Here is a 22112-nt window from a genome sequence, read left to right as displayed (position 1 = left end):
TATTAGATTGTTAAGGCTACTCATTTTTGAGTAGTGGTATTACAACCCTTTTAACTGTGCTTCTCGCACTTTTTTGAATAGGTTTGAAGAGTATACAAATTCTGTAACAGCCTGGTTATCGGTTTTGAAGATCTGTGTTTTATCACCTTCCCATTCCAGATATCCATTTTTTAAGAAAACGATTTTCTCACCGATTTCCATTACAGAATTCATATCATGCGTATTGATGATAGTGGTAATATCATATTCTTCTGTAATCTCTTTGATGAGATTATCTATGACTATCGCTGTTCTGGGGTCTAATCCTGAATTGGGTTCATCACAAAAAAGATATTTTGGGCGCGTTACAATAGCACGTGCAATAGCAACACGTTTTTGCATTCCCCCACTAATTTCTGAAGGAAGTTTATTATTAGCATTTTCAAGATTTACGCGATCAAGTACTTCATTAACTCTGTCGAGCATTTCATCTTTTTTCTGTTTGGTAAACATCATAAGTGGAAACATCACATTTTCCTGTACGGTCATAGAATCAAACAAAGCACTCCCTTGAAAAACCATTCCCATTTGTTCTCGCAAATCTCTCTGCTCTTGCTTGTTGAGGTCAGAATAAGTACTACCATCATAGCAAATAGCTCCTTGTTCAGGAGTAAATAGCCCAAGCATGCATTTTAAGAATACAGTTTTACCACTACCACTTGTACCAATGATAAGGTTGGTCATTCCACGAGTAAAGGTAGTCGTGATCCCTTTGAGAATCTGTTCTCCATTAAACCCTTTATGTAAGTTTGTTACTTCTATCATTAGCTCAATAATAATTGGGTGAGTATATAATTAGATATAATAATAACAACCGTAGTCCATACAAAGGCAGAGGTACTGGCTTTTCCTACTTCTAGTGCGCCACCTTTCATATAATATCCATGAAAAGAAGGAATGGTAGCTAACAGAAAAGAAAACAGAAATGTTTTGATAAATGCATATACCAGATGATATGGAATAAATTCTTCTCTTAATCCCGTAAGAAAATCACTGCTGGATAAAAAGCCGCCATATATCCCGGCAACATAAGCACCAAGAATACCAGTAAACATTGCTATGGCAATAACAAATGGATAGGTTAGCATTGCAATGATTTTTGGAAATATCAAATAATTAAGAGAGTTGATACCCATTACTTCTAATGCATCAATCTGTTCTGTTACCCGCATCGTACCAATACTGGATGTAATGAAAGATCCAACTTTACCTGCCATAATTACAGAAATAAAGGTTGGGGCAAATTCAAGGATTACCGATTGTCTTGAAGCAAACCCTATAAGTTTTTTTGGAATAAGAGGGTTTGTAAGATTCAAAGCAGTTTGTATAGCTACAACGGCACCTATAAAAAAAGCAAGAAATACCGTTATCCCCAAAGAGCCAATAATAAGATCATCTATCTCTTTGAATATTAAATTTCTGATCACAGAACCCTTTGTCATTCTGCTAAAAACACCTTTCAACATCAAAAAATAGCGACCAATATCTTCTAAATAAAACATTCTTTGTAATTAGAAAGGCTAAAATAGAAAAAAATATATCGTAAGCATTTAACCTTTCATTAAAGTTTTACATTTGCACAAATAGTACATTAGCGATTCAAATTCATAATGACATGACAAAAAAAGTAACTTTTCTTATTACTTTCTTGGTAATAACAATCTCTGGTATTGCACAAGACAAAGTTAAATTAAACTCTTCACCAAAGCTTGTCGTTGGTATTGTTGTTGATCAAATGCGGTATGATTATCTTACCAGGTTTTATGAACGCTTTGGAGAAGGTGGTTTTAAAAGAATGATAAATGATGGTTTTAACTGTAAAAATAATCATTTTAATTATGTGCCAACTTATACGGGACCAGGGCATGCATCTATTTATACGGGAACTACACCTCAAAATCATGGTATCATTTCTAATCATTGGTATAATAAGTTTGAAAACAAGACTGTATATTGTGCAGAAGATGATTCAGTGATTTCTGTTGGATTAGAGACTGATATGGGAAAAATGTCTCCAAATCGAATGAAAACGTCTACAGTTGCAGACCAAAACAGATTACATACTCAATTACATGGTAAAACTATCGGTATAGCCATAAAAGATAGAGGGGCTATTCTACCAGCAGGTCATACAGCTAATGGTGCATATTGGTTTATAGGAGGGGATCAGGGAAAATGGATTACGAGTTCTTATTATACAAACCAATTACCAGATTGGGTGCAAAAATTCAATGATTCTGATCAAGCAGCTTCTTATTTAAAAGAATGGAATACACTCTATGATATTAGTACATATCGTGAGAGTGGTCCTGATAAAAATGCATTTGAAGGTGGTTTTAAGGGAAAAGAAACAGCAACTTTTCCTTATGATTTAGCGACATTGAAAAAAGAGAATTCCGGTTATAGCATTATAAAAAGTACTGCTTTTGGAAACAGTTTGACTGCAGATTTTGCTATCGCAGCTATCGAAGGCGAAGCACTCGGAAAAGATAAAATTACTGATTTTTTGACGGTTAGTTTTTCTAGTACAGACTATGTAGGGCATAATTTTGGGGTTAATTCTAAAGAGATTCAAGATACCTACTTGCGATTAGATCAGGATATAGAACGATTATTAAAAACTCTTGACTCTAAAGTAGGTAAGGGGCAATACACTGTTTTTCTTACTGCAGATCATGGCGCAGTTCATGTACCTGCATATCTACAATCGGTTAAGATTCCAGCAGGATATTTTGATAGAGATGCCTTTGCAGAGCATATCAAAACTTTTGTAACATCTACATTTAAAGTAGAAGGTTTAATAAAGAATATTTCTAACCAACAAGTATTTTTTGACTACGAAGTATTAAAGAAAAACAATATTTCTTCTGAAACTCTACAAGAAGCCGTAGCGCATTTTATATTACAACAAGATCAGGTGGATAAAGTGTTTACCAGAAAACAATTAGAAAGCACACAATACACGATGGGTATAGCAAGTTTGATACAAAAAGGGTATAATCAAAAGAGAAGCGGGGATGTAGTAGTTGTTATGGATCCCGCAACGATCTCTTACTCAAAAACAGGGTCTACTCATGGCAGTGCATTAATTTATGATACACATGCGCCTCTATTGTTTTTTGGACAAGGAATCAAAAAAGGAAGTACAACTCAAAAAACATATATTCCGGATATTGCTCCTACAATATCCGCACTATTAGGAATTACTTTCCCTAATGGAACTACAGGAGATGTTTTGTCTTTTGTGTTAGAATAAATAATATTAGGATAAATTATAAAAAGTCGAGGTACAATATATTCCTCGACTTTTTTGATGCCTAATGATTTTTTGACATAGTAAATATCAGGATTATACTAATCGCAAAAATGAATTAAATAGAATCACAGACACACCCAAGTCTTGAGTCATAACAACCATCATTTAGTAGTTCTCTAGAGCAGGCTCTCCATAATCCTCCATGAATCGACTTTTGTTCTTTCTTGTTTAAAGGTGTACCTATATTTGAAATATTTTCTAACATAATTTAATTGTTTATTAATTATAAATACTATGAACATTTATTGACACTCATAGTTTATGTCTCATCCTTCGCGAAAGAATAATATGGATATAGCTTTTATTATAGAAACAACGATTTGCTTTGTTATAATGAAGCATTACCAAAAAATAATTACCATAAGCAAATAAAGTGATGTTTTATGTAAAAAAGTAATTGCTTAGACAGCAGGGAGGTTCACATACAGTATACATACTCTTTTCTATACAGATAAAAGAAAATTATGATCAGATGTACTGCCAGTTATGAAGAATAATCTAAAGAATATATTTCAATTTTTGATATATAAAATTGGCACTTAGGACAGCACCTTCCATATATCCTCCATATAGAGGAGAGGTCTCTGTTCCTGCAATATAAAAGTGATCATCAAAGAAACCATTTTGGTATATCTGATGACCATTATTTTGGTGAGGTAATATATATTGTTCTTTAGGATATGAAGTATATATTTCGTTTGTCCAAAGTAATTCTTCGTAGGCGAGATAATTTTTGGCAACTTTACCAAATAATTTTTCTAGCTGAAGTAAGACTTTTTCTTTTCGTTTTTCTTTTGGTAGTAAGTAAAGTCCTGATTGTAAAAATCCTTTTAAAGCATATTTATCATTTTCATAGCTAGAGTGATCATAGAGCTCTGTAATAGGACCAACATTACTAAATATAGTTCCGGAATAGTTCATCTCTTTCCAGAAAGGATTTTGGTATGAAACCCCAAATTTTATAGAATCTTCCATCCAAGTATGAGTTTTGCTTGCTATTGCATTTACACTTTCAGGTAACTGAGGATCGAATTGTATAGAATTGATGAGTAGAAAAGGGGGCAAGGTAGAGATAACATATTTGGATTCAAATTCTTCATGATTATCTGATCGTACTGTAAACTGATTTTGTTTATTATATGATATAGATACTATTTTTTTATTGAGAATGAGTTCATTTGATTCTAATGAGTTGGCTAGAGTATCAATCAAGGTACTTGTCCCACCTTGTATTCTATAACTCGCTTCTTGATTTGAAGGCAACTCTATTTGTTGAGGTGGAGCAGTAGAAAGTGGCTCAAAGAGGGCGATTCCTTTCATATACTGTTCGAATACAGAAATATCGAGGTCTTCTAATGTATGCATTAACTCTTTATGTTGTTTTCCAAGCCATGTTGCACCCATTTCGATTGGGGTTTGTTGCTGAGAATTGATGGTATGTATACGGCCACCAATTCGATTTCTGGCTTCAATAACTTTAAGAGAAACACCTTTCTTTTTTAATTTATGCGTTAATAGCAACCCCGTGAGCCCAGCTCCTATAATTAATATATCTGTTTTCATAAAGGTAATGTAATAAGAATACCCTAAAAAGATTTATGAATATGTTTTTAAATTATTCATTTGATTTTTAGAGTATTCGTTACAATTGTTTATGGATTTTTATTAAGCTTTTATTTTTCCATTAGATGCGTACCATGTACTACTGCGGCACCTGCGCGTAATGCGGCAGATATAAACGTTACTTCAGCAAGTTCTTCTTCTGTAGCGCCAGCTTTTATTGCTTTGTCTTTATGGATTTCTAAGCAATATGGGCATTGCGTTGTAAGCGCAACTGCAACCGCCATTAGTTCTTTATATTTAACCGGGATGGCTCCATCTTCAAGAGCTATACTATCAAAAGCTTGAAAAGCTTTCATTGCCTTATCAGCATTTTTACCTAATGCACCTAATTTCTTTAGGTTATTCATATCATACATAATGTCTTGTTTTTTTAGATTATTGAATCCTATTAATTTCTTCCTGCAATTACTCCACCATCAGTATCCCATATGGCTCCTGTTACCCAAGAAGCTTTGTCAGATAAAAGGAAAGTAATACTGTTTGCAACATCTTCTGCCGTACCGTTTCGTCCTATAGGATGAAAATTATTGAATCCCACTAATGCTTTTTTAGCCTCTTCTGCACTACCAAATACACCATCATACACAGGTGTTTCAACTACTGCCGGTGATACGGCATTAACTCTGATTCCGTAGTCAGCTAATTCCATAGCGAGGTGTTGTGTTAATGAATGGAGTCCTGCTTTTTGCATAGAATATGCAGACGATGGTGTTGCTTTTACTGCTTGTTTTGCCCACATTGAACCAACATTTACTATTGCGCCCTCATTATTTTCTTTCATTTTTTTTGCAGCAGCCTGAGTAATAAAAAAGAAACCTCTGTTAAGATCTTGATAAGAATCATAATCTTCTACTGTATGATCTAAAAATGGTTTTGGTCCGAATATACCAGAAGCATTTACTAAATAATCCAAACGATCAAGACCATTAATAGTTTCTACCAATTGATTAACACTGTTAATATCAGTTATATCTGATTGATGTTTGATAATACCTTCTGCATCTGTAATTTTTGAAGTGTTTCTGCCCACAACGTGCACCGTAGCTCCTCCTTCTATAAGCGTATTTACAGTTGCTCTACCGATTCCACTTGTTCCTCCTATAATTAGGGCTGTTTTGTTTTTAAATGTTGACATTTTATAAAGATTTAAATATTAATATTGAACAGACAAGTCTGTCTTTTTTAGTTTAAATTTTTTTAGTTTATTATATTTTTACATAATGATAGTCCAGATTCGATAGGCCATACATTTTGATGTAATTTACTTTCGGCAATAGAACTTTCATACAATAGATATATTTTCTTTGCTAAACTATTATTTTCCTTTGTAGAATTTTGATTGTAATTCTTTTCAATAATTTCTTGTATGTAAGCTATAAATTCTTCTTTCTGTTTTTGAATTTCATTTCTTATTCTTTTATTTTCTACCGGGATTTCGGCTACAGTATTTATACACCAACAACCATTGAAATCTTTTTGCTCAAAAAACTTCATAAGGAAATAGAAGAAAGCATAGATTTGTTCTTTACCTGCTTCTGTACTTTTTATAAAAGCTTTTATTTCTTTCTTGAAAGTAGTATTCTTATAGTTTAAATACGCGAGACAAATATCTTCTTTTGAAGCAAAATGACTATATAAGGTTGCTTTTGCAATCCCTGCTTCTTTGATAATCTCATTTATCCCTGTAAGATTGTACCCTTTTTGATAAAAGAGATCTGAAGCTGTTTTAATAATATGTTCTTTAATTAAAGAATGTTTCATGTGACAAATATATAAATAAATATTTAAAAACAGACAAGTCTGTCTGTTTTTTGTTCAATTATTAAAAATTATTCATCAAAATTAAAATTAGAGAGTAGAATATCTCAAGTTTATAGATGTGTACTGACTGTGAAATTAAAGGAATTTCTTTCTGATTTTATTCCAGCGAAGTTTTCTTATGAATTTACCTTCTTCTTCGGTAACTAGAAACGAACTTTTATTTCTTTTTGCTTTGTAAAACCCTTTTAGGTAATCCACAATAAGTTTAGGTCGTTTTTTTAATAGCGCAAGTTTGACAGAGGCAAGCAGGGTGATCCAAAAACCATATCGCATTCGATAAAATGCTTCTCCTTGTTTATATTTTGCTTTTGGGTTATAGGTGTTTCCTGTAGGTTTGAGGTGTTTAACTTTTAAAGAAATATCAGTTTTTATTTCCCAACCATGGTATTGAGCGAGTAATTCGTCTATAGTATCCCAACCCATTGCAGGGACAAGTCCTTTAATTTGCTTGAAACATGACTTTCGATATGCTTTTAGAGCTCCTCTTATGTGATCTTTGTTTGTTAGGTTCTCTAAAACCCATTGATTGTTTTTTTCTATATAGCAAAAACCTCCTATCATTCCTGCCTTTGGGTTACTGGCAAAATGAGAAGATATTTTTTCTAGATAATTATCAGGAAAGATAAGGTCTGCATCAAATTTGCAAATAATATCGTATGTATCATCATTTTCTATAGAGTGGAGTCCCTGATAAAAAGCGTTTATTACTTTACTGCCAGGTAAATGCTCAATAGATGATGAGGTGTTGATAAGTGATACAAACTTATAATTTGAAACAAACTCTTTTACGATATTTTCGGTCTGATCAGTAGAATTATCATTTACAACAATTATTTTTTCAGGAAGTATTGTTTGCGAAACAAGTGATTGTAGCGTTTTAGAGATGAAACGCTCTTCATTATGTGCTGGTATAATAATATATATCTTCAACTATTGTGCATTCTAATATTTAATTTTCTAGCAGAGAATAGGTATTATGCCGTTTTTCGTACTGCATATACAATATAATATCTTGGAGTAAAATATCTAAGTAACGGTCTAATTCCTATTTTGTTTACAGGATGTGTCCATTGTTCTCGTGCTTTAATTTGCCATCCTGATTTTTCTAATAACCAATCGAATTGCCAATCTTCGAATTCATGGTAATGCCTGTCCCAAGGGTCAGTTTTGCTTTGGTATGCAGGAGAGAACCATAGTTTTAAGGGTACAGATGCAACAAGTTTGTCTGCTTTGATATCTCTTAAAACATTAAATGGAGCAATGAGGTGTTCAAAAATTTCGAAAGCGGTTACAATCTCTGCATCATCTGTTTTTACAGCATTGGTGTCAAAATCCAAATCTTCACCTTTTGTATTAGAAACCGTGTATCCTTCTTTTTCCATAAATTCTACAAAAGGATTTTTAACTCCCAAATCTAAAACCTTTGCAGGAGCAGGGATATGATCTCTAAGAAATTCTAATGTTTTTTGATATCGTTTGTGAGGAAAAGACCCTTCGTACATAGTTTTTGGTAATTATGGATGTAAAAATAAATAATTACATAGATTACCCGTATTACATTGCAAGGTTTTTTAGCTTATTGTTGATATAGAAATGCATTAATATTCATCCCGGCACCTACACTAGCAAATAATAAAAGATCTCCTTTACGAACAGTATGATTTTTAATCTTTCCTTTCAGAATCAGATCATATAGAGTAGGAACAGTTGCTACACTGCTATTACCTAACTTTTGGATAGACATTGGCATTATATCTTTTGGCATGCTTTGATTATATAAGCCATAAAATCTGTTTACAATGGCTTCATCCATCTTCTCATTTGCTTGGTGAATAATAATTTTACTAATATCATTAATAGTATAATCAGTTTTATCCAGACATGCTTTCATTGCTTGTGGAACATGCTTCAAAACAAATTCATATATTTTACGTCCATACATTTTGATATATTTTTGATCATCAACGGCAGTATTGTTATATGTTTTACCAAAAAATAAGAAATTACTTTCTTCTAAAGTATACGAAGCACTAATTGAAGAGACAATACCACCCGGAGCTGTTGTGGTTTCTAATATTGTTGCTCCAGACCCATCAGAATAGATCATAGAGTCGCGATCATGTTTATCGATAACTCGAGATAAAGTCTCGGCTCCTATAACAAGGCATTTTTTTGCACTATTACTTTTTAGAAAAAGATGTGCCTGTATAATACCTTCTATCCAACCCGGGCAGCCAAAAAGAACATCATATGCTACGCAGTATGGATTTTTAATTTTTAATTTGTGTTTTACTCTTGCAGCTAGACTTGGTACGGTATCAGCCTGTGCGCCATTTTTATGAACATCGCCAAAATTATGAGCGACAATAATATAATCAAGCTCTTCTGGATCAATTTTAGCATCTTTAATAGCTTCTTTTGCAGAAAGAAATGCCAAGTCAGAAGTATTTTGTTGGTTAGAAGCATATCTACGTTCTTCAATGCCCGTAATTTGTTCAAATTTGTTGATGATCGTAGTGTTATTTTGTGGTATTAAGACCCCATTTTCATTAAAAAACTGATGATTTATAAAATCTTCATTTTTTTCTATCTCTTTAGGAATATAGCTTCCCGTGCCTATTATCTTACTATTCATGAGTGTCAAATTGAATTTTATATTGTAAAGTACATATTGTACATTAGTTTGCTATGCATGCATAATATGTTTTACAATGTTCAGTTTGATGTTTTGAATATAAAATTGACTATTTATTTCACTTTTAATTGGAGCACAGTTGCTATAGAAAGTGCTCTTGTTTTAATTAAATTAGCATTTATTCCGTGAAAGTTATCATCTACCACTGTATTGAACAACGATAACCATGTATCAAAATGAAGTTTTTCGATTTCTTTTTGGTCATGTAGATGTTGATGGATTTCAATTACATTTTTTTTATACCCGATTGTTCTAAATAGTTGTTGTTCCCAAAAATCCACAATATGCGGGATATGTTCTTTGAGATCTATTTTTGCGATTTTGGTAAAGAACTCTCTTTTAATGCATGATTATAAAATAATTGCAGTAAAAGTTCTAAGTCTTCTCTGGATTTGATATCGTTCATAATAGGATTTAAAAAAAGAGACAACACTATTATAATAGGTTGCCTCTTTGGTGATAAATTTGCAGTAAGTGATTATTTTAAACTTCTGCTTCTATATATTCTTCGATAGGAGTGCAGGTACAGATTAAATTTCTGTCTCCATAAGCATCATCTACACGGCGAACAGTAGGCCAGAATTTATTATCAGCTACATATGATAATGGATAGGCAGCTTGTTCTCTTGAGTAAGGAAAATCCCATGAATCTGCTGTAAGCATTGCTAGAGTATGAGGAGCATTTTTCATTACATTATTTGTATTATCTGCACTAGCTTCTGCGATTTCACTTCTTATAGAGATCATGGCATCACAAAAACGATCTAGTTCGGCTTTGCTCTCGCTTTCGGTCGGTTCTATCATTATCGTTCCTGCTACAGGAAAAGAAACTGTTGGCGCATGAAAGCCATAATCCATTAGTCTTTTGGCAATATCAGTTACTTCAATACCATTAGTTTTAAAAGGCCTACAATCTACAATCATCTCATGAGCTGCTCTGCCTTTTTCTCCAACATACAACACATCGTAATGCCCATCTAATCGTTCTTTTATATAATTAGCATTTAAAATAGCATATTCAGTTGCATTTCTTAAACCTTCTGCACCAAGCATAGTTATATATCCATAAGAAATTAAACAAGCTAATGCAGAACCCCATGGAGCTGCTGATATTGCAGATATAGCTTCTGTACCTCCAGTTTTGATTATCGGATTGCCTGGTAAAAAAGGAGCTAATTGTTTTGCAATACAAATAGGACCAACACCGGGACCACCACCACCATGAGGTATGGCAAATGTTTTATGTAGATTAAGGTGGCAAACATCGGCTCCAATAGCACCAGGATGTGTGATCCCTACTTGTGCATTCATATTGGCTCCATCCATATATACCTGGCCACCATTTTTATGTATAATTGCTGTTATTTCTCTAATAGCAGATTCATATACTCCATGAGTAGAAGGGTATGTAACCATTAAAGCTGCTAAATTGTCTTTATGCAAAAGTGCTTTTTCTCTTAAATCTTCTACATCAATATTACCTTCTTCTGTAGCTTTGGTCACTACTACTTTCATTCCTGCCATTACAGCAGAAGCAGGGTTAGTACCATGAGCAGAAGATGGTATTAAGCATATATTGCGATGATGATCACCTCTAGATTCATGATATGCTCTTATAACCATTAGTCCTGCAAACTCTCCTTGTGCTCCAGAATTGGGTTGTAAGGATGTTGCAGCAAATCCGGTGATCTCTGTTAGTTGTTCTTCGAGTTTGTTTAAAATCTCTTTGTACCCTTCAGCCTGTTCAATAGGAACGAATGGGTGTATATTGCCCCATTGTGGATCACTAAGAGGGAGCATCTCTGAAGCAGCATTAAGCTTCATTGTACAAGACCCAAGAGGGATCATTGAATGATTTAGAGATAAATCTTTGCGTTCAAGCTTTTTGATGTATCTCATCAGTTCTGTTTCAGAATGATAAGAGTTAAATACTTCATTTGTAAGAAACTCACTATTTCTCTTAATGTTTTCCTGGATATTTTCGCCAGGATTAATTTCTTTTATCTCTATAGTTTCTTTATTTGCAGCTTTAGCAAAAATCGAAATGATTGTATTTAAATTAGTAATTGTAGTTGCTTCATTAAGAGAAATTACAATTGTTTTTGAATCAGGATAATAGAAGTTTACCTCTTTGGTTTCTGCGATTTCTCTTATTTTTTGAGCATCTGCTGTTATTCTTAACGTATCAAAATAAATAGAATTAAGCTGAGAAAATCCTAATTGTTCTATTGAATCGCTTAGAGTAGTGGCAGAGTTATGAACTTTTGAAGCAATGTATTGAAGTCCTTCTGGTCCATGATATACTGCATACATACCTGCCATTACAGCAAGAAGTACTTGAGCTGTACATATATTAGAAGTGGCTTTGTCACGTTTGATATGCTGCTCTCTGGTTTGAAGAGCCATACGTAATGCACGATTACCGTTTGTGTCTTGAGTTACACCAATTATCCTTCCGGGAATATTTCTTTTGTATGCAGATCTTGTTGCAAAAAATGCCGCATGAGGACCGCCATATCCAAGAGGAATACCAAATCTTTGTGTTGTTCCTACAACTACATCTGCATCAAAGCTTCCTGGAGATTTTAAAGTAACAAGACTTAAAATATCTGCTGCTACAGCTACCTTTATTTCTTCAGCATGTGCTTTTTCGACAAAATTTGCATAGTCATATACTTGACCCGATTTACCAGGATATTGAAGGATTGCACCATAAAATTCTTTTGAAAAATCAAATTGCTCATGGTCACCAACTACAAGTTCTATATCAAGAGGGATCGCTCTGGTTTGTAGTAAGGATAATGTTTGAGGTAAGATTTCTTCTGAAACAAAGAATTTGTTAGTGTTATTTTTTTTCTGTTCTCGAGATCTTACAGCAAATAGCATTGTCATTGCTTCTGCTGCGGCTGTACTCTCATCTAATAATGAAGCATTCGCAAGTTCCATACCTGTTAAGTCACAGATCATGGTTTGGTAATTGAGTAGTGCTTCTAATCTACCTTGGGCAATTTCTGCCTGATATGGCGTATATGCTGTATACCAACCTGGGTTTTCTAAAATATTTCTTTGAATTACAGGGGGTAGACATGCTTCATGATATCCTAATCCTATATACGTCTTGTATACTTTATTTTTGGATGATAGTTTTTGGATGTGAGCAGAATACTCTTGTTCACTCATTGAAGGAGCCAGTGCCAGTGGCTCTTTTAAAAGGATGTCATCCGGAACAGTTTCATAAATTAATTGTTCAATAGAATCTGCTTTTATGGTGGTTAACATGTCACGCAAATCCCTTTCTGATGGCCCTATATGGCGCAATTTAAAAGAGTCAGTTTTCATAGCAAGAAAATCAGTTGAGAATTATGGGGCAAAAGTACATATTTAATTGCAAAAAATTTCACAATAAATTAACCTAGATGTATCAAGTTTTTAACCAAATTCGAGCTTTATTAACACTTAACCTTAAAAATACGACGTGGAAACCCTAAAAAGTATATTTAGATTTTATATAAACGGAAGCATCCACGTCGCCGTTGCTATCACTTCAATGGTACAAATTACCTTTGTTAAGTTTGATATTTCTGATCAATACTTTTTTCTGTTACTAAGTTTTTTTGGAGCTATTACCGCATATAATTTTGTTAAGTATTCTAATGTATCTAAGCTTTATCATAAAAGGCTTACTAGATCTATGAAGGGGATAAGGTTTCTAACAATATTTTGCGCTTTAATATATGCGTACATTATTTTTCAAATACCATTAAAAACATTGTTATTTCTTTTACCGTTTGTGGCATTAACTGTTTTTTACGTTGTGCCAATTCTTCCTAAGAAAAAGAACTTAAGAAATCTAGCCGGAATTAAGATATTTATTATTGCTGTAGTTTGGTCAGGTACGACTGTATTAGTGCCAATGTTGCATGTAAACAATACGATAGATTTAAATGTTTTGATTGAGGCTGTTCAGCGTTTTTTGTTTATAATCATTATTATGTTACCTTTTGAGATTCGGGATCTCCAATATGATGATGCGACCTTAGAAACTGTTCCTCAAAAAATAGGAGTAACAAAAACTAAAGTCTTTGGGAGTATTTTACTAGTTATGTTCTTATTGCTTACTCCGGTAAAAGAAAATGTGTTATTTTCTTCTATCGAGATACTTAGTACTATACTGGTAACTTCTATAACCTTATTTTTTCTTTGGGGAACAGAACGTAAACAATCAGAATATTATTGTTCCTTTTGGGTAGAGAGTATTCCTATATTTTGGTTGTTGATTATTGTTGTTTTACAAGGTCTATTTACCTAATTGCTTTTGAAGCTCTTCTTTCATCATTTTTTTTTGCGAAGCAGAAATAGTTTGCACATCTGAATTACGAATAGTTTCAGTGAGTTTTTTATTTCTCTTTACATAAGCTCTTGTAATTTTACAATAGATCAAACGGATATTGAGCTGAAGAATTTCTGGGAAAGAAGCTTCCCCATATTGATTTTTATCACATATATATTTTGCTTCTTCGCAAGATATAAATAGCTTACTATTAGTTTTCATTCTTACATTAGATTCTTACTGCTAGAGTAATTTTAAAACATTCTTTGATTACATTATTTAATTATTCTCAGACATTTTCTGCTTTAATCGCTCCTTCATTGCCTCTTTATCATAATGATTAATACTTATGACTTTTGGTTCTTTAACTAATTTGGTCAATTTTGCGTTTCTGGCAGAGTACTTTCTACATGCTTTACAATATAATACGTGTATGTTAAGTTTCACTTTTTCCCAAAAAGTGGCTTCTTTATATTGATTCTTATCGCAGAAGTGATTTGCTTCTGAACAACTTACAAAAATTCCTCTTTTTTTACTCATGTTTTCTAAAACCAATTTTTTTCTAAACATTCAGCCATTGCTGTTCGTGCTCGATGTATAATAACCCACAAGTTAGACGCAGTAATATCGAATTCATTACAAATAGCTTCTGTATCAAAACCTTGAATTGTTTTCATTTTAAAAATCATTGCCTGTTTTTCAGGTAATTTTCCTATACAATTATGAATGGCTAATCCAAGTTCTTCGTTTTCAATTTCATTTTCAGCATTACCGTCAAAAGGATCTGCAACTCTTTCTTCTAACCAGTCTCCTTCTGTCTCGTTATCCGAAGTATATTTAATTCTTACTTCAGCTTTACCTTTATTACTATTAATTTTACGATAATAGTCAATAATTTTTCTTTTAAGGATAGAAATTAGCCAAGTTCTCTCGCTAGCTTCTCCTTTGAAATTTTTCATAGATTTTAGTCCGGCAAAAAATGTTTCTTGCACCAAATCTTGAGCCACTTCTCTATCATCAACTCTTACGATGGTGTAATTAAAAAGATAATCACTGTACTTGTCCACCCAAGTATCGGGGTTTATGGTGTTTGTTGACATGTTTTTATCTAAAATTGTGTTCACCAAAAATAGAATAAAAAGTTGAATCTTTATCAATAATTTCTCTTGGTCAGTTGTTTAGTCGTATGACGAGAAACACTATTACATAAAAATTATAAAAAAATTATAAATTATTTTGAATTTCTTAATAAATCAAAGTCAAGAACCTATGTGCTGTTTTTTTATTTTTGCCAGCGACTAACTTAAATTAATTAACCCCAGAAACATTATGCAATTCTTAAAACCAAATTCAACCAAAATATTCTTTCCTTATAGTTATATTTTGTATCACTTGTACTAAAAGTATAGTGAGCTCTTAATTAGTAAGTAAAACAACAATTTCATTATTTAATAAAGGAATCAAGATATAGATTTTATATATCTTGGATGCTCTGTTATGCTGTGTCTAAATATTATTTATGAGAAAATAGATGTTTCTTCTTATAGCTTATTTACACTATAAAATTACTCACCTAATTAAGAAATAGTTTGTTGTTTGGTTTTGGTCTTTAAGTATGCTCTTGATGATATCTGCGAGTTAAAAAACTAAAATTTATGATATGACAACACAAGCAATGAATGCAGTGAGTCCTCTCGACCCTTTTGTTCCATCACAGAATGACCCTTGGAATAAGAGAAAAGTTCTTCATGTATATAGAAGACTAGGTTTTGGTGCTACACAAGAAATGATTAAAGATGGTTTACGAATAGGACCATCTCGATTAATTGACAGATTAATAAAAGAAGCTGTTGATAAGGTGCCTACACCAGCTCCAAAATGGGGATTTTGGACAAAAGATAGATTTGATAGCTCCTCAAAATCTTTATTTGAGTACCGCAACGAGTGGAAAGAACAAATGATCAAAGATTGTTTGCAAGATGGTCTGCGCGGGCGTTTGACATTATTTTGGAGTAATCATTTTGTTACAGAAGATAGAGTGTATAACTACCCTTCTTATACATTTCAGTATTATAATATCTTACAATTACATGCTATTGGTAATTTTAAAGAATTTACACACGATATTGGTCTTAATCCTGCCATGCTGGTCTATCTTAATGGCTCACAAAATAATGGAAATCACCCCAGAAGACCTCCTAATGAGAATTATGCAAGAGAATTATATGAGCTTTTTACTCTGGGAGATAATAATGGATATACAGAAAATGATATAAAAGAAACGGCAAGAGCCCTTACTGGATGGACAGATATAAAAAAACTTGGTGGACCTATTCTTTTTGATCAGGATACATTTGATAACAACCCCAAAACTATTTTTGGACAAACTGGTAATTGGGGATATGATGATGTAATTGATATTTTATTCAAGGAAAAATCTTCTAGAATAGCAAAGTTTATTTGTGATAAGCTTTATAGGTATTTTGTTAACCCAAATGGTAATGGAGGAGTAGTTAGAGAATTATCTGAATTGTTGATAGAAAAAAGATTTAATCTAGCTCCTGTATTACGTAAACTTTTTAAAAGTAAGCATTTTTTGTCGGGAGGAGTATCTGGTATTATTATCAAAAGTCCTACAGATTTAATTATTCCATTCATAAAAGAGGTTGAGTTTCAATATGTACCTACTTTTAAAATCGAACAAGCGACTCGCAATAATCTAAAAGATTTAGGGCAAGCCCTATTAAGTCCACCAGATGTATCCGGTTGGCCAGGTGATAAAGATTGGATTAATTCTAGCACACTGCCTGCCAGGCAAGATTTTTTACATGGGTATATAGATAGAGCATGGAGAAGGGATAAAGAGCAATTCAGAACACTTGCTAAAAATCTGGTAGAAGAAGAAACAAAAAATCCTGCACTCATAACAAAATACATCGTTAATCATTTTTTATCAAGACCATTGCTCAATGCTTCAGAATACAATGTAGCAATAGATGTTTTTAAAGATGAGGTGCCAGAAAATTATTTTGAAGATGATTTATGGGATTTAGAGGCTTCTTTTGTTCCTAAACAAGTTTATCAATTAGTAAAACATATTGTTAGTATCCCCGAATTTCAATTAAAATAGAAGTAGTATGTGTAATATTTATAAAGATCAAAAAAAAGGATCATGTAATCATCATGATCATAAAGAATGGAGTAGAAGATCGTTTGTGAAAGCATTAGGGATTGTTGGAGGAGGTTCTATGGCATTGGCAAACACATCACTTACGGTTTCTCAACCCTCGTTACTAGAGGCGGCATTGAATCAATCTGATAATGATAGAGTATTAGTGTTAATACGATTAAAAGGAGGAAATGATGGGTTGAATACAATCATACCGTATTATGATTATGATAACTATGCACGGGTTAGAGAAACAATTCGAATTAAAGAAGATCAATTGTTTAAACTTAATACTGATTTTGCAATGCCAAAATACGCTAATGACATGCAGTATTTATGGGATCAAGGACAAATGAAAGTAATACATGGTGTAGGTTATGAAAACAGTTCTCGATCGCATTTTACAGGATCAGATATTTGGGCTACTGCTGATATAAATGATGTACAAGAAACAGGATGGGCGGCTAGATATTTTGAGAATATTTACCCTGATTATTTGGTAACTCCACCGGATAGACCTGCTGCAATTCAAATAGGAAATAATGGAAATTTAATTTTTGATGGCACTGATACAAATTTTGCATTTTCTGTTTCAAACCCTGATCAACTGGCACAAATTGCAGAAAATGGTGTTGTATATGATTTAAATGGAATCCCTGACAATGCTCATGGTAGACAAGTTCAATACCTCAAAGGAATTGCGAATACAACGATCAAACACTCAGAAGTGATTAATCAAGCTTACGAAAAAACATCAAGTTCAAGCGATTATTCTTCTGATAGTGATATCGCAAAACAATTAAGAGTGGTTTCGAGATTAATCAGAGGAAACCTAAAGACCAAAATCTATTTAGTGACAATAGGTAGTTTTGATACCCATAATAATCAATCTGCAAGACACAGCAAATTAATGGAAGAACTTTCTAATGCACTATCTGTGTTTTATAAAGAACTAAATAGAGATGGTTGGGGAGATAAAGTGCTTTCTATGACAATTTCAGAGTTTGGTCGTCGTGTTGAACAGAATGGATCTGGAGGAACAGATCACGGTACTGCCGCTCCGGTAATGATTTTTGGAGGAGAGCTAAAAGGAGATGGCTTTGTAGGGAATCATCCGGACTTAAATGATCTTGGCCAAGGAGGAAACCTAAAATACAACCAGAGCTTTGTAAATATTTATAGTACTATCATGAAAAAATGGCTTTGTGTTCCTGACAATTTAGTAGATCGTGTATTGGGGCAGCATCCTTCTTTAGATCTTGGTTTTGATTGTCCATCTCAATCTTCAAGCTCTAATAATAAAGCAGAAGATCAAATTACATTGAGTGCATTCGAACATAAAATAATACAGAGTCGAGATCAGCCTTATTTATATATCAATAATGATAAAACGGGTCATATTGTTATCAAAATATATAATATGATGGGGCAGGAAGTAGGAGTATTAAAAAATGAAATGATGTTTGAAGGCGAACACAAAATATATTTTGATGAAATTTCTGGTATCACCTTAGATACCGGGCAATATTTATATCGTATCGACAAAGGAGGACAAAAGTATAGTAAACTTTTTATGGTTCAATGATAATAATATAAATGTAGCTATAATCGATCACTGTTTGTTTTTTAAATCTGATTCATAATGAAAGAGGTCGTGTTTTTTTAATCGGCCTCTTTTTTGGATTAGAAACAAAATTGATATAGAAATATGTTAGACCAAAGATTGTAACGCTTTTTTGAGATCAGAAAATGAAAATTGAAACCCGTGTTCTTCTAATTTTTTGGGTACTACATTTCGACTCTTTAATACTAATTCTGTTTCAGTATTAATGATTCTTGCACCTAATTCGAGTAAAAGTTTAGGAGAAGGAATGCCAAAAGGAATTTTTGTTACCTCTCTCATTGTTTTCATAAAAATAGCATTGGTTGTCGGTTTTGGTGCAACAATATTGATAGCGCCCTCGATACTCTTATTATTTATAATAAAATCAAGACTTCTTGCAAAATCAGTTTCATGAATCCAACTTATTTTTTGATTTCCGGTGCCTTGTTTTCCTCCCATTCCTATTTTTGTAAGATTTAGGATAGGCTTTAGTGCTCCTCCATTTTTTCCTAAAACTATAGACGTTCTTACAGCTACTTTTCTAGTGCTCGGGGTTACTTGATCAAAAAAAGCTTTTTCCCATGCTTTTGCTACGTTTACAGAAAAACCAGTTCCGATTTCTCCATGTATTTCATCCATTTCTTTATCTAGCGAATGTCTATATATCGTGGCAGTAGACGAGTTGATCCATACTTTGGGAGGTGTTTTGCAAGATTTAACAGCTTCTCCCAATACAATAGTAGAATTTACCCTAGAATCTAATATAAGTTTTTTGTTCTTTTCAGTATATCTACAGTCGACAGATTTGCCCGTCATATTAATTAATACATCTGTTTCTTCTAACTCTTTTGCCCAGGTATCTATATTCTGTGCATCCCAGTGTACAAATTTGATGTTGTTTTTTGTGTTTTGGTTTCCTCGGGTTAATATAATTATTTGATCTGTAGTTGCTTGAAAGTATTGAATAAGTACTTTTCCTAAAAAACCTGTTCCTGCTGCGATAACTATTTTTTTCATTTTCATCTTTATTTTTCTGCTGTAATAATATAATATCCAAAACTAGTAAGGTGTAAGCCAGAAAGAAGTGCGAATAGAGATCCTTTTAGATTTTTCCAGCTTTGTGGTTTAAGTGTTTCTTTTTTAAAAAGCTTCTTAAATATAAAACCAGTAATGGCAAAAGGTACATGTAATACAGAAGGAGCTACCCTAAAAGAAACATCTTCAATATTAATATTTCTGAATCCTATCTGTATTAATTTTTGTTTTACATCATGTATATTTCCTAATCCCTCAAGACTCCATCCTTTGCATAATTGTTCGTAACAAAAATTACTACCTGTACACAATTCGGTACTATCTTTCTTTAGAAATGCATCTGCTATTACTAGTCTAGATTTTGGTTTAAGAATTCTATACGCTTCTTGTAAGGCTTCTTTTCCATGTCCCGAGTGACAAAAACTCTCAATAGCATACGCTCCATTTACACTATTGGTTTTGAATGTTGTTTGAGAGTAATTTTGCTGTAATATAAGTCCATTTTTATTCTTAAGCATTTTATTACCTTCTGTAGATTGAAAAGAGGATAGGGTTACGCCTATGATCTTTAGTAATGGGTATTTTCTTAATCCATATCGCATGGTTCCCCCGATACCGCAACCAAGATCGGCAACCAATGTATTTTGTTTTGCAACATTAAGACGATCAAAAATCTGTTGATTCATTTCATTAAGCATGGTATCTCTTCTCAAAAAACTTGTTTTGAAAGGAATGTAGTAACCAAAATGCATGTTAAGGTCCTTACTCCAAAACTCATAATCTTCGGTAGCTTCATCATAAAAATTGATAATATTTTTCTTTGTTGCAAATTTTCTGATTTTGAGTTTCTGTAATATAGCCAAAGTACTCATAGTGATATTTTTTAGAAATTATAAAAAGGAAATAGTAAGTAACTAAAGCCTTACTTGCGGGTTGTTTGGGTTGTTACGTTGTTGGTTCACATAATTAGCTTTATTAGCTCTTTTTCGCCCTCTGAAGAATAACATTAAATTAAAAAATAACATGATGCCCAAATAAATAGAGAATCCTCCGATTTTTGTACTTAATGTTTCTACAAGATTTTGGTATGTGTTTTGAAAATCCTCACTGTCTATTTTGAGAATTAATAGTGCCCAACCAATGTTTAGAAGATAAAAACCAACTTCAAACAATCGATTTGTAGCTAATGCAATATCTTCTTTTCCTTTAAAAATATCGATCATAAATGTCCTGCCGTTTTTAAACAATGTTTTTGATACAAAAAAAGTTAATGTGATGGTTATAGGTAAATAAATAAGGTAACCGATAAAAATTTTTGAAGTTTCCATAATATGTAGAATTTAGATTGTTGTTTTAAATGTTTTTATAAATTTTGAAATCCAGAATATGTTGAAATAGTGTAAACCTGCAAGTAAACAGATTATGATTGCTGATCGATAACAGATAACCTCTGTCATATGTGTAACTGTGTTTATGATAGGCCATTTTGAAAAAGAGATGACTGCATATCCAAGGTTAAATAAGTAATAACCAATCAATAAGAGTTTGTTTACCCGTACGCAAAATTCTTTGTCATTTGGAACAAGATTAGCTACAAAAATATTTCCATTATGATAACAAATTGCACCTACTCTTATAATGATAACAGCTGTTATCAATGTATAAATACTATATCCTATCAAGTTTAAATTCATAATTTTTGAATTTTCAGAAAAAATTGAAATCTTAATTTAAAATAAAAAGAAGAATGAGCTCTCCTTATTTATACAATGTTGTTATATATATTATTTGATAAGTTTTACTAGTGCTTTTGTAATCCAATTGTGATCGTGACCGATAACTTTATTCATCAATGTATCTAATGTATCAGCCATATCATGTAAAGCTTTTGTCTGCTTGATTAATTCTTTAGTCTCAGGAGTACCATCTTCTTGTAAATTAGATACCTCGTTTAATACTTTTATAGTAGGTTTTAGCTCTCTTCTACTTCTTTCTTTTGCGATTTGTCTTGCAAGTTCTTGTACATCTTTTTCTGAAGTAAAATACTCCTTGCGTTCTCCCATTTTATTTTCTTTAAAAACAATACCCCAATCCATGAGCTGTCTCAAATTCATACTGGTATTTCCTCTTGAGATTTGAAGCTGTTCCATAATATCTTCCATAGAAAGAGGTTCTGGAGAGATCATGAGTAAAGCATGGATTTGGGCCATTGCTTTATTTATACCCCACAAAGTACCTAAAGACCCCCAAGTAGAAATAAATTTATTTTTTGCTTCTTCATAATTCATAACCAAATTGTTTTTAATTCTTAAATATTCAACTTGTATTGAAATTGATATTACAAATATATTAAAAATTTCAAACTTTCAAAAAATATTGAAAATTAAATAATAATTTATTTTTTAGATGAGCTTTAACAGTTATTATTTTGAGGATAATCCATTTTATATAACAACTGATTTTGTGTAAGTTAAGGCTAAT

At 32.6% G+C, this 22112-nt stretch carries 23 protein-coding genes; 4 read left to right on the top strand and 19 right to left on the bottom strand.

Features of this window, described 5'->3' with window-relative positions:
• Positions 1-39 precede the first annotated feature (39 nt).
• Together FHK87_RS25620 and FHK87_RS25615 are read right to left on the bottom strand one after the other, a co-directional pair.
• Complete coding sequence (locus FHK87_RS25620) at positions 40-804, bottom strand: ABC transporter ATP-binding protein (RefSeq protein WP_140597736.1); 765 nt, start codon at positions 802-804, stop codon at positions 40-42.
• The gene (locus FHK87_RS25615) at positions 804-1541 is read right to left on the bottom strand and encodes an MlaE family ABC transporter permease (protein WP_140597735.1); all 738 of its coding nucleotides are present in this window, start codon (positions 1539-1541) and stop codon (positions 804-806) included. Before FHK87_RS25615 ends, FHK87_RS25620 begins: the two co-directional genes overlap by 1 nt.
• A gap of 113 nt (positions 1542-1654) precedes the next feature.
• On the opposite strand from FHK87_RS25615, the gene pafA reads away from it, so the two are divergent.
• On the top strand, positions 1655-3295 hold the full coding sequence (gene pafA, locus FHK87_RS25610) for an alkaline phosphatase PafA (RefSeq protein WP_140597734.1): 1641 nt from the start codon (positions 1655-1657) through the stop codon (positions 3293-3295).
• A gap of 558 nt (positions 3296-3853) precedes the next feature.
• Here pafA and FHK87_RS25605 read toward each other — a convergent pair.
• From FHK87_RS25605 to gcvP, 9 genes are all read right to left on the bottom strand, one after another.
• Positions 3854-4918, bottom strand: coding sequence for a flavin monoamine oxidase family protein (locus FHK87_RS25605; RefSeq protein WP_140597733.1), 1065 nt, complete (start codon positions 4916-4918; stop codon positions 3854-3856).
• Positions 4919-5028: 110 nt separating this feature from the next.
• A complete protein-coding gene (locus FHK87_RS25600) occupies positions 5029-5325 on the bottom strand; it encodes a carboxymuconolactone decarboxylase family protein (protein WP_226294424.1) in 297 nt (98 codons plus the stop codon).
• 41 nt (positions 5326-5366) lie between these two features.
• The gene (locus FHK87_RS25595; RefSeq protein WP_140597731.1) at positions 5367-6113 is read right to left on the bottom strand and encodes an SDR family NAD(P)-dependent oxidoreductase; all 747 of its coding nucleotides are present in this window, start codon (positions 6111-6113) and stop codon (positions 5367-5369) included.
• Positions 6114-6175: 62 nt separating this feature from the next.
• Positions 6176-6739 carry a TetR/AcrR family transcriptional regulator gene (locus FHK87_RS25590; protein WP_140597730.1) on the bottom strand — a complete coding sequence of 188 codons (564 nt, stop codon included), beginning with the start codon at positions 6737-6739 and terminating at the stop codon, positions 6176-6178.
• Positions 6740-6874: 135 nt separating this feature from the next.
• Positions 6875-7729, bottom strand: a complete 855-nt coding sequence (locus FHK87_RS25585; RefSeq protein WP_140597729.1) for a glycosyltransferase — start codon at positions 7727-7729, stop codon at positions 6875-6877.
• 44 nt (positions 7730-7773) lie between these two features.
• Positions 7774-8301, bottom strand: a complete 528-nt coding sequence (locus tag FHK87_RS25580) for a methyltransferase domain-containing protein (protein ID WP_140597728.1) — start codon at positions 8299-8301, stop codon at positions 7774-7776.
• A 74-nt stretch (positions 8302-8375) separates the two neighbouring features.
• On the bottom strand, positions 8376-9434 hold the full coding sequence (locus tag FHK87_RS25575; RefSeq protein ID WP_140597727.1) for a 3-oxoacyl-ACP synthase III family protein: 1059 nt from the start codon (positions 9432-9434) through the stop codon (positions 8376-8378).
• Between the two features lie 113 nt (positions 9435-9547).
• Complete coding sequence (locus FHK87_RS26475) at positions 9548-9775, bottom strand: hypothetical protein (protein ID WP_226294423.1); 228 nt, start codon at positions 9773-9775, stop codon at positions 9548-9550.
• Between the two features lie 202 nt (positions 9776-9977).
• On the bottom strand, positions 9978-12833 hold the full coding sequence (gcvP, locus tag FHK87_RS25565) for an aminomethyl-transferring glycine dehydrogenase (RefSeq protein WP_140597726.1): 2856 nt from the start codon (positions 12831-12833) through the stop codon (positions 9978-9980).
• A 136-nt stretch (positions 12834-12969) separates the two neighbouring features.
• Here gcvP and FHK87_RS25560 point away from each other — a divergent pair, with 136 nt between their 5' ends.
• Positions 12970-13803, top strand: a complete 834-nt coding sequence (locus FHK87_RS25560; RefSeq protein ID WP_140597725.1) for a UbiA prenyltransferase family protein — start codon at positions 12970-12972, stop codon at positions 13801-13803.
• Here the strand turns inward: FHK87_RS25560 and FHK87_RS25555 are convergent.
• The 3 genes from FHK87_RS25555 to FHK87_RS25545 are packed head-to-tail and all read right to left on the bottom strand — an operon-like array spanning position 13792 to position 14924.
• Positions 13792-14046, bottom strand: a complete 255-nt coding sequence (locus tag FHK87_RS25555; RefSeq protein ID WP_140597724.1) for a hypothetical protein — start codon at positions 14044-14046, stop codon at positions 13792-13794. The two genes, FHK87_RS25560 and FHK87_RS25555, sit on opposite strands and share 12 nt — an antisense overlap.
• Positions 14047-14103: 57 nt before the next feature.
• Entirely contained in the window at positions 14104-14364 is a 261-nt protein-coding gene (locus FHK87_RS25550; RefSeq protein WP_226294422.1) for a hypothetical protein, read from the bottom strand.
• Between the two features lie 5 nt (positions 14365-14369).
• Positions 14370-14924: a sigma-70 family RNA polymerase sigma factor gene (locus FHK87_RS25545; RefSeq protein ID WP_140597722.1), complete on the bottom strand. Its 555-nt coding sequence runs from the start codon at positions 14922-14924 to the stop codon at positions 14370-14372.
• Positions 14925-15484: 560 nt separating this feature from the next.
• Here FHK87_RS25545 and FHK87_RS25540 point away from each other — a divergent pair.
• Both FHK87_RS25540 and FHK87_RS25535 read left to right on the top strand, forming a co-directional pair.
• On the top strand, positions 15485-16954 hold the full coding sequence (locus FHK87_RS25540) for a DUF1800 domain-containing protein (protein WP_140597721.1): 1470 nt from the start codon (positions 15485-15487) through the stop codon (positions 16952-16954).
• 7 nt (positions 16955-16961) lie between these two features.
• Positions 16962-18578, top strand: coding sequence for a DUF1501 domain-containing protein (locus FHK87_RS25535; protein WP_140597720.1), 1617 nt, complete (start codon positions 16962-16964; stop codon positions 18576-18578).
• 126 nt (positions 18579-18704) lie between these two features.
• Here FHK87_RS25535 and FHK87_RS25530 read toward each other — a convergent pair whose 3' ends face one another.
• The 5 genes from FHK87_RS25530 to FHK87_RS25510 all read right to left on the bottom strand — a co-directional run bounded on the left by FHK87_RS25530 (position 18705) and on the right by FHK87_RS25510 (position 21919).
• On the bottom strand, positions 18705-19613 hold the full coding sequence (locus FHK87_RS25530) for a TIGR01777 family oxidoreductase (RefSeq protein ID WP_140597719.1): 909 nt from the start codon (positions 19611-19613) through the stop codon (positions 18705-18707).
• Positions 19614-19621: 8 nt separating this feature from the next.
• A complete protein-coding gene (locus tag FHK87_RS25525; protein ID WP_140597718.1) occupies positions 19622-20503 on the bottom strand; it encodes a methyltransferase domain-containing protein in 882 nt (293 codons plus the stop codon).
• Between the two features lie 42 nt (positions 20504-20545).
• Complete coding sequence (locus tag FHK87_RS25520; RefSeq protein ID WP_140597717.1) at positions 20546-20959, bottom strand: hypothetical protein; 414 nt, start codon at positions 20957-20959, stop codon at positions 20546-20548.
• Between the two features lie 12 nt (positions 20960-20971).
• Complete coding sequence (locus FHK87_RS25515; RefSeq protein ID WP_140597716.1) at positions 20972-21325, bottom strand: hypothetical protein; 354 nt, start codon at positions 21323-21325, stop codon at positions 20972-20974.
• Between the two features lie 90 nt (positions 21326-21415).
• Positions 21416-21919, bottom strand: coding sequence for a GbsR/MarR family transcriptional regulator (locus FHK87_RS25510; RefSeq protein ID WP_140597715.1), 504 nt, complete (start codon positions 21917-21919; stop codon positions 21416-21418).
• Positions 21920-22112 lie beyond the last annotated feature (193 nt).

Source organism: Aquimarina algicola (assembly GCF_006443095.1).
Taxonomy (GTDB): Bacteria; Bacteroidota; Bacteroidia; order Flavobacteriales; family Flavobacteriaceae; genus Aquimarina; species Aquimarina algicola.
This window is presented reverse-complemented; position numbering and strand designations above follow the sequence as displayed.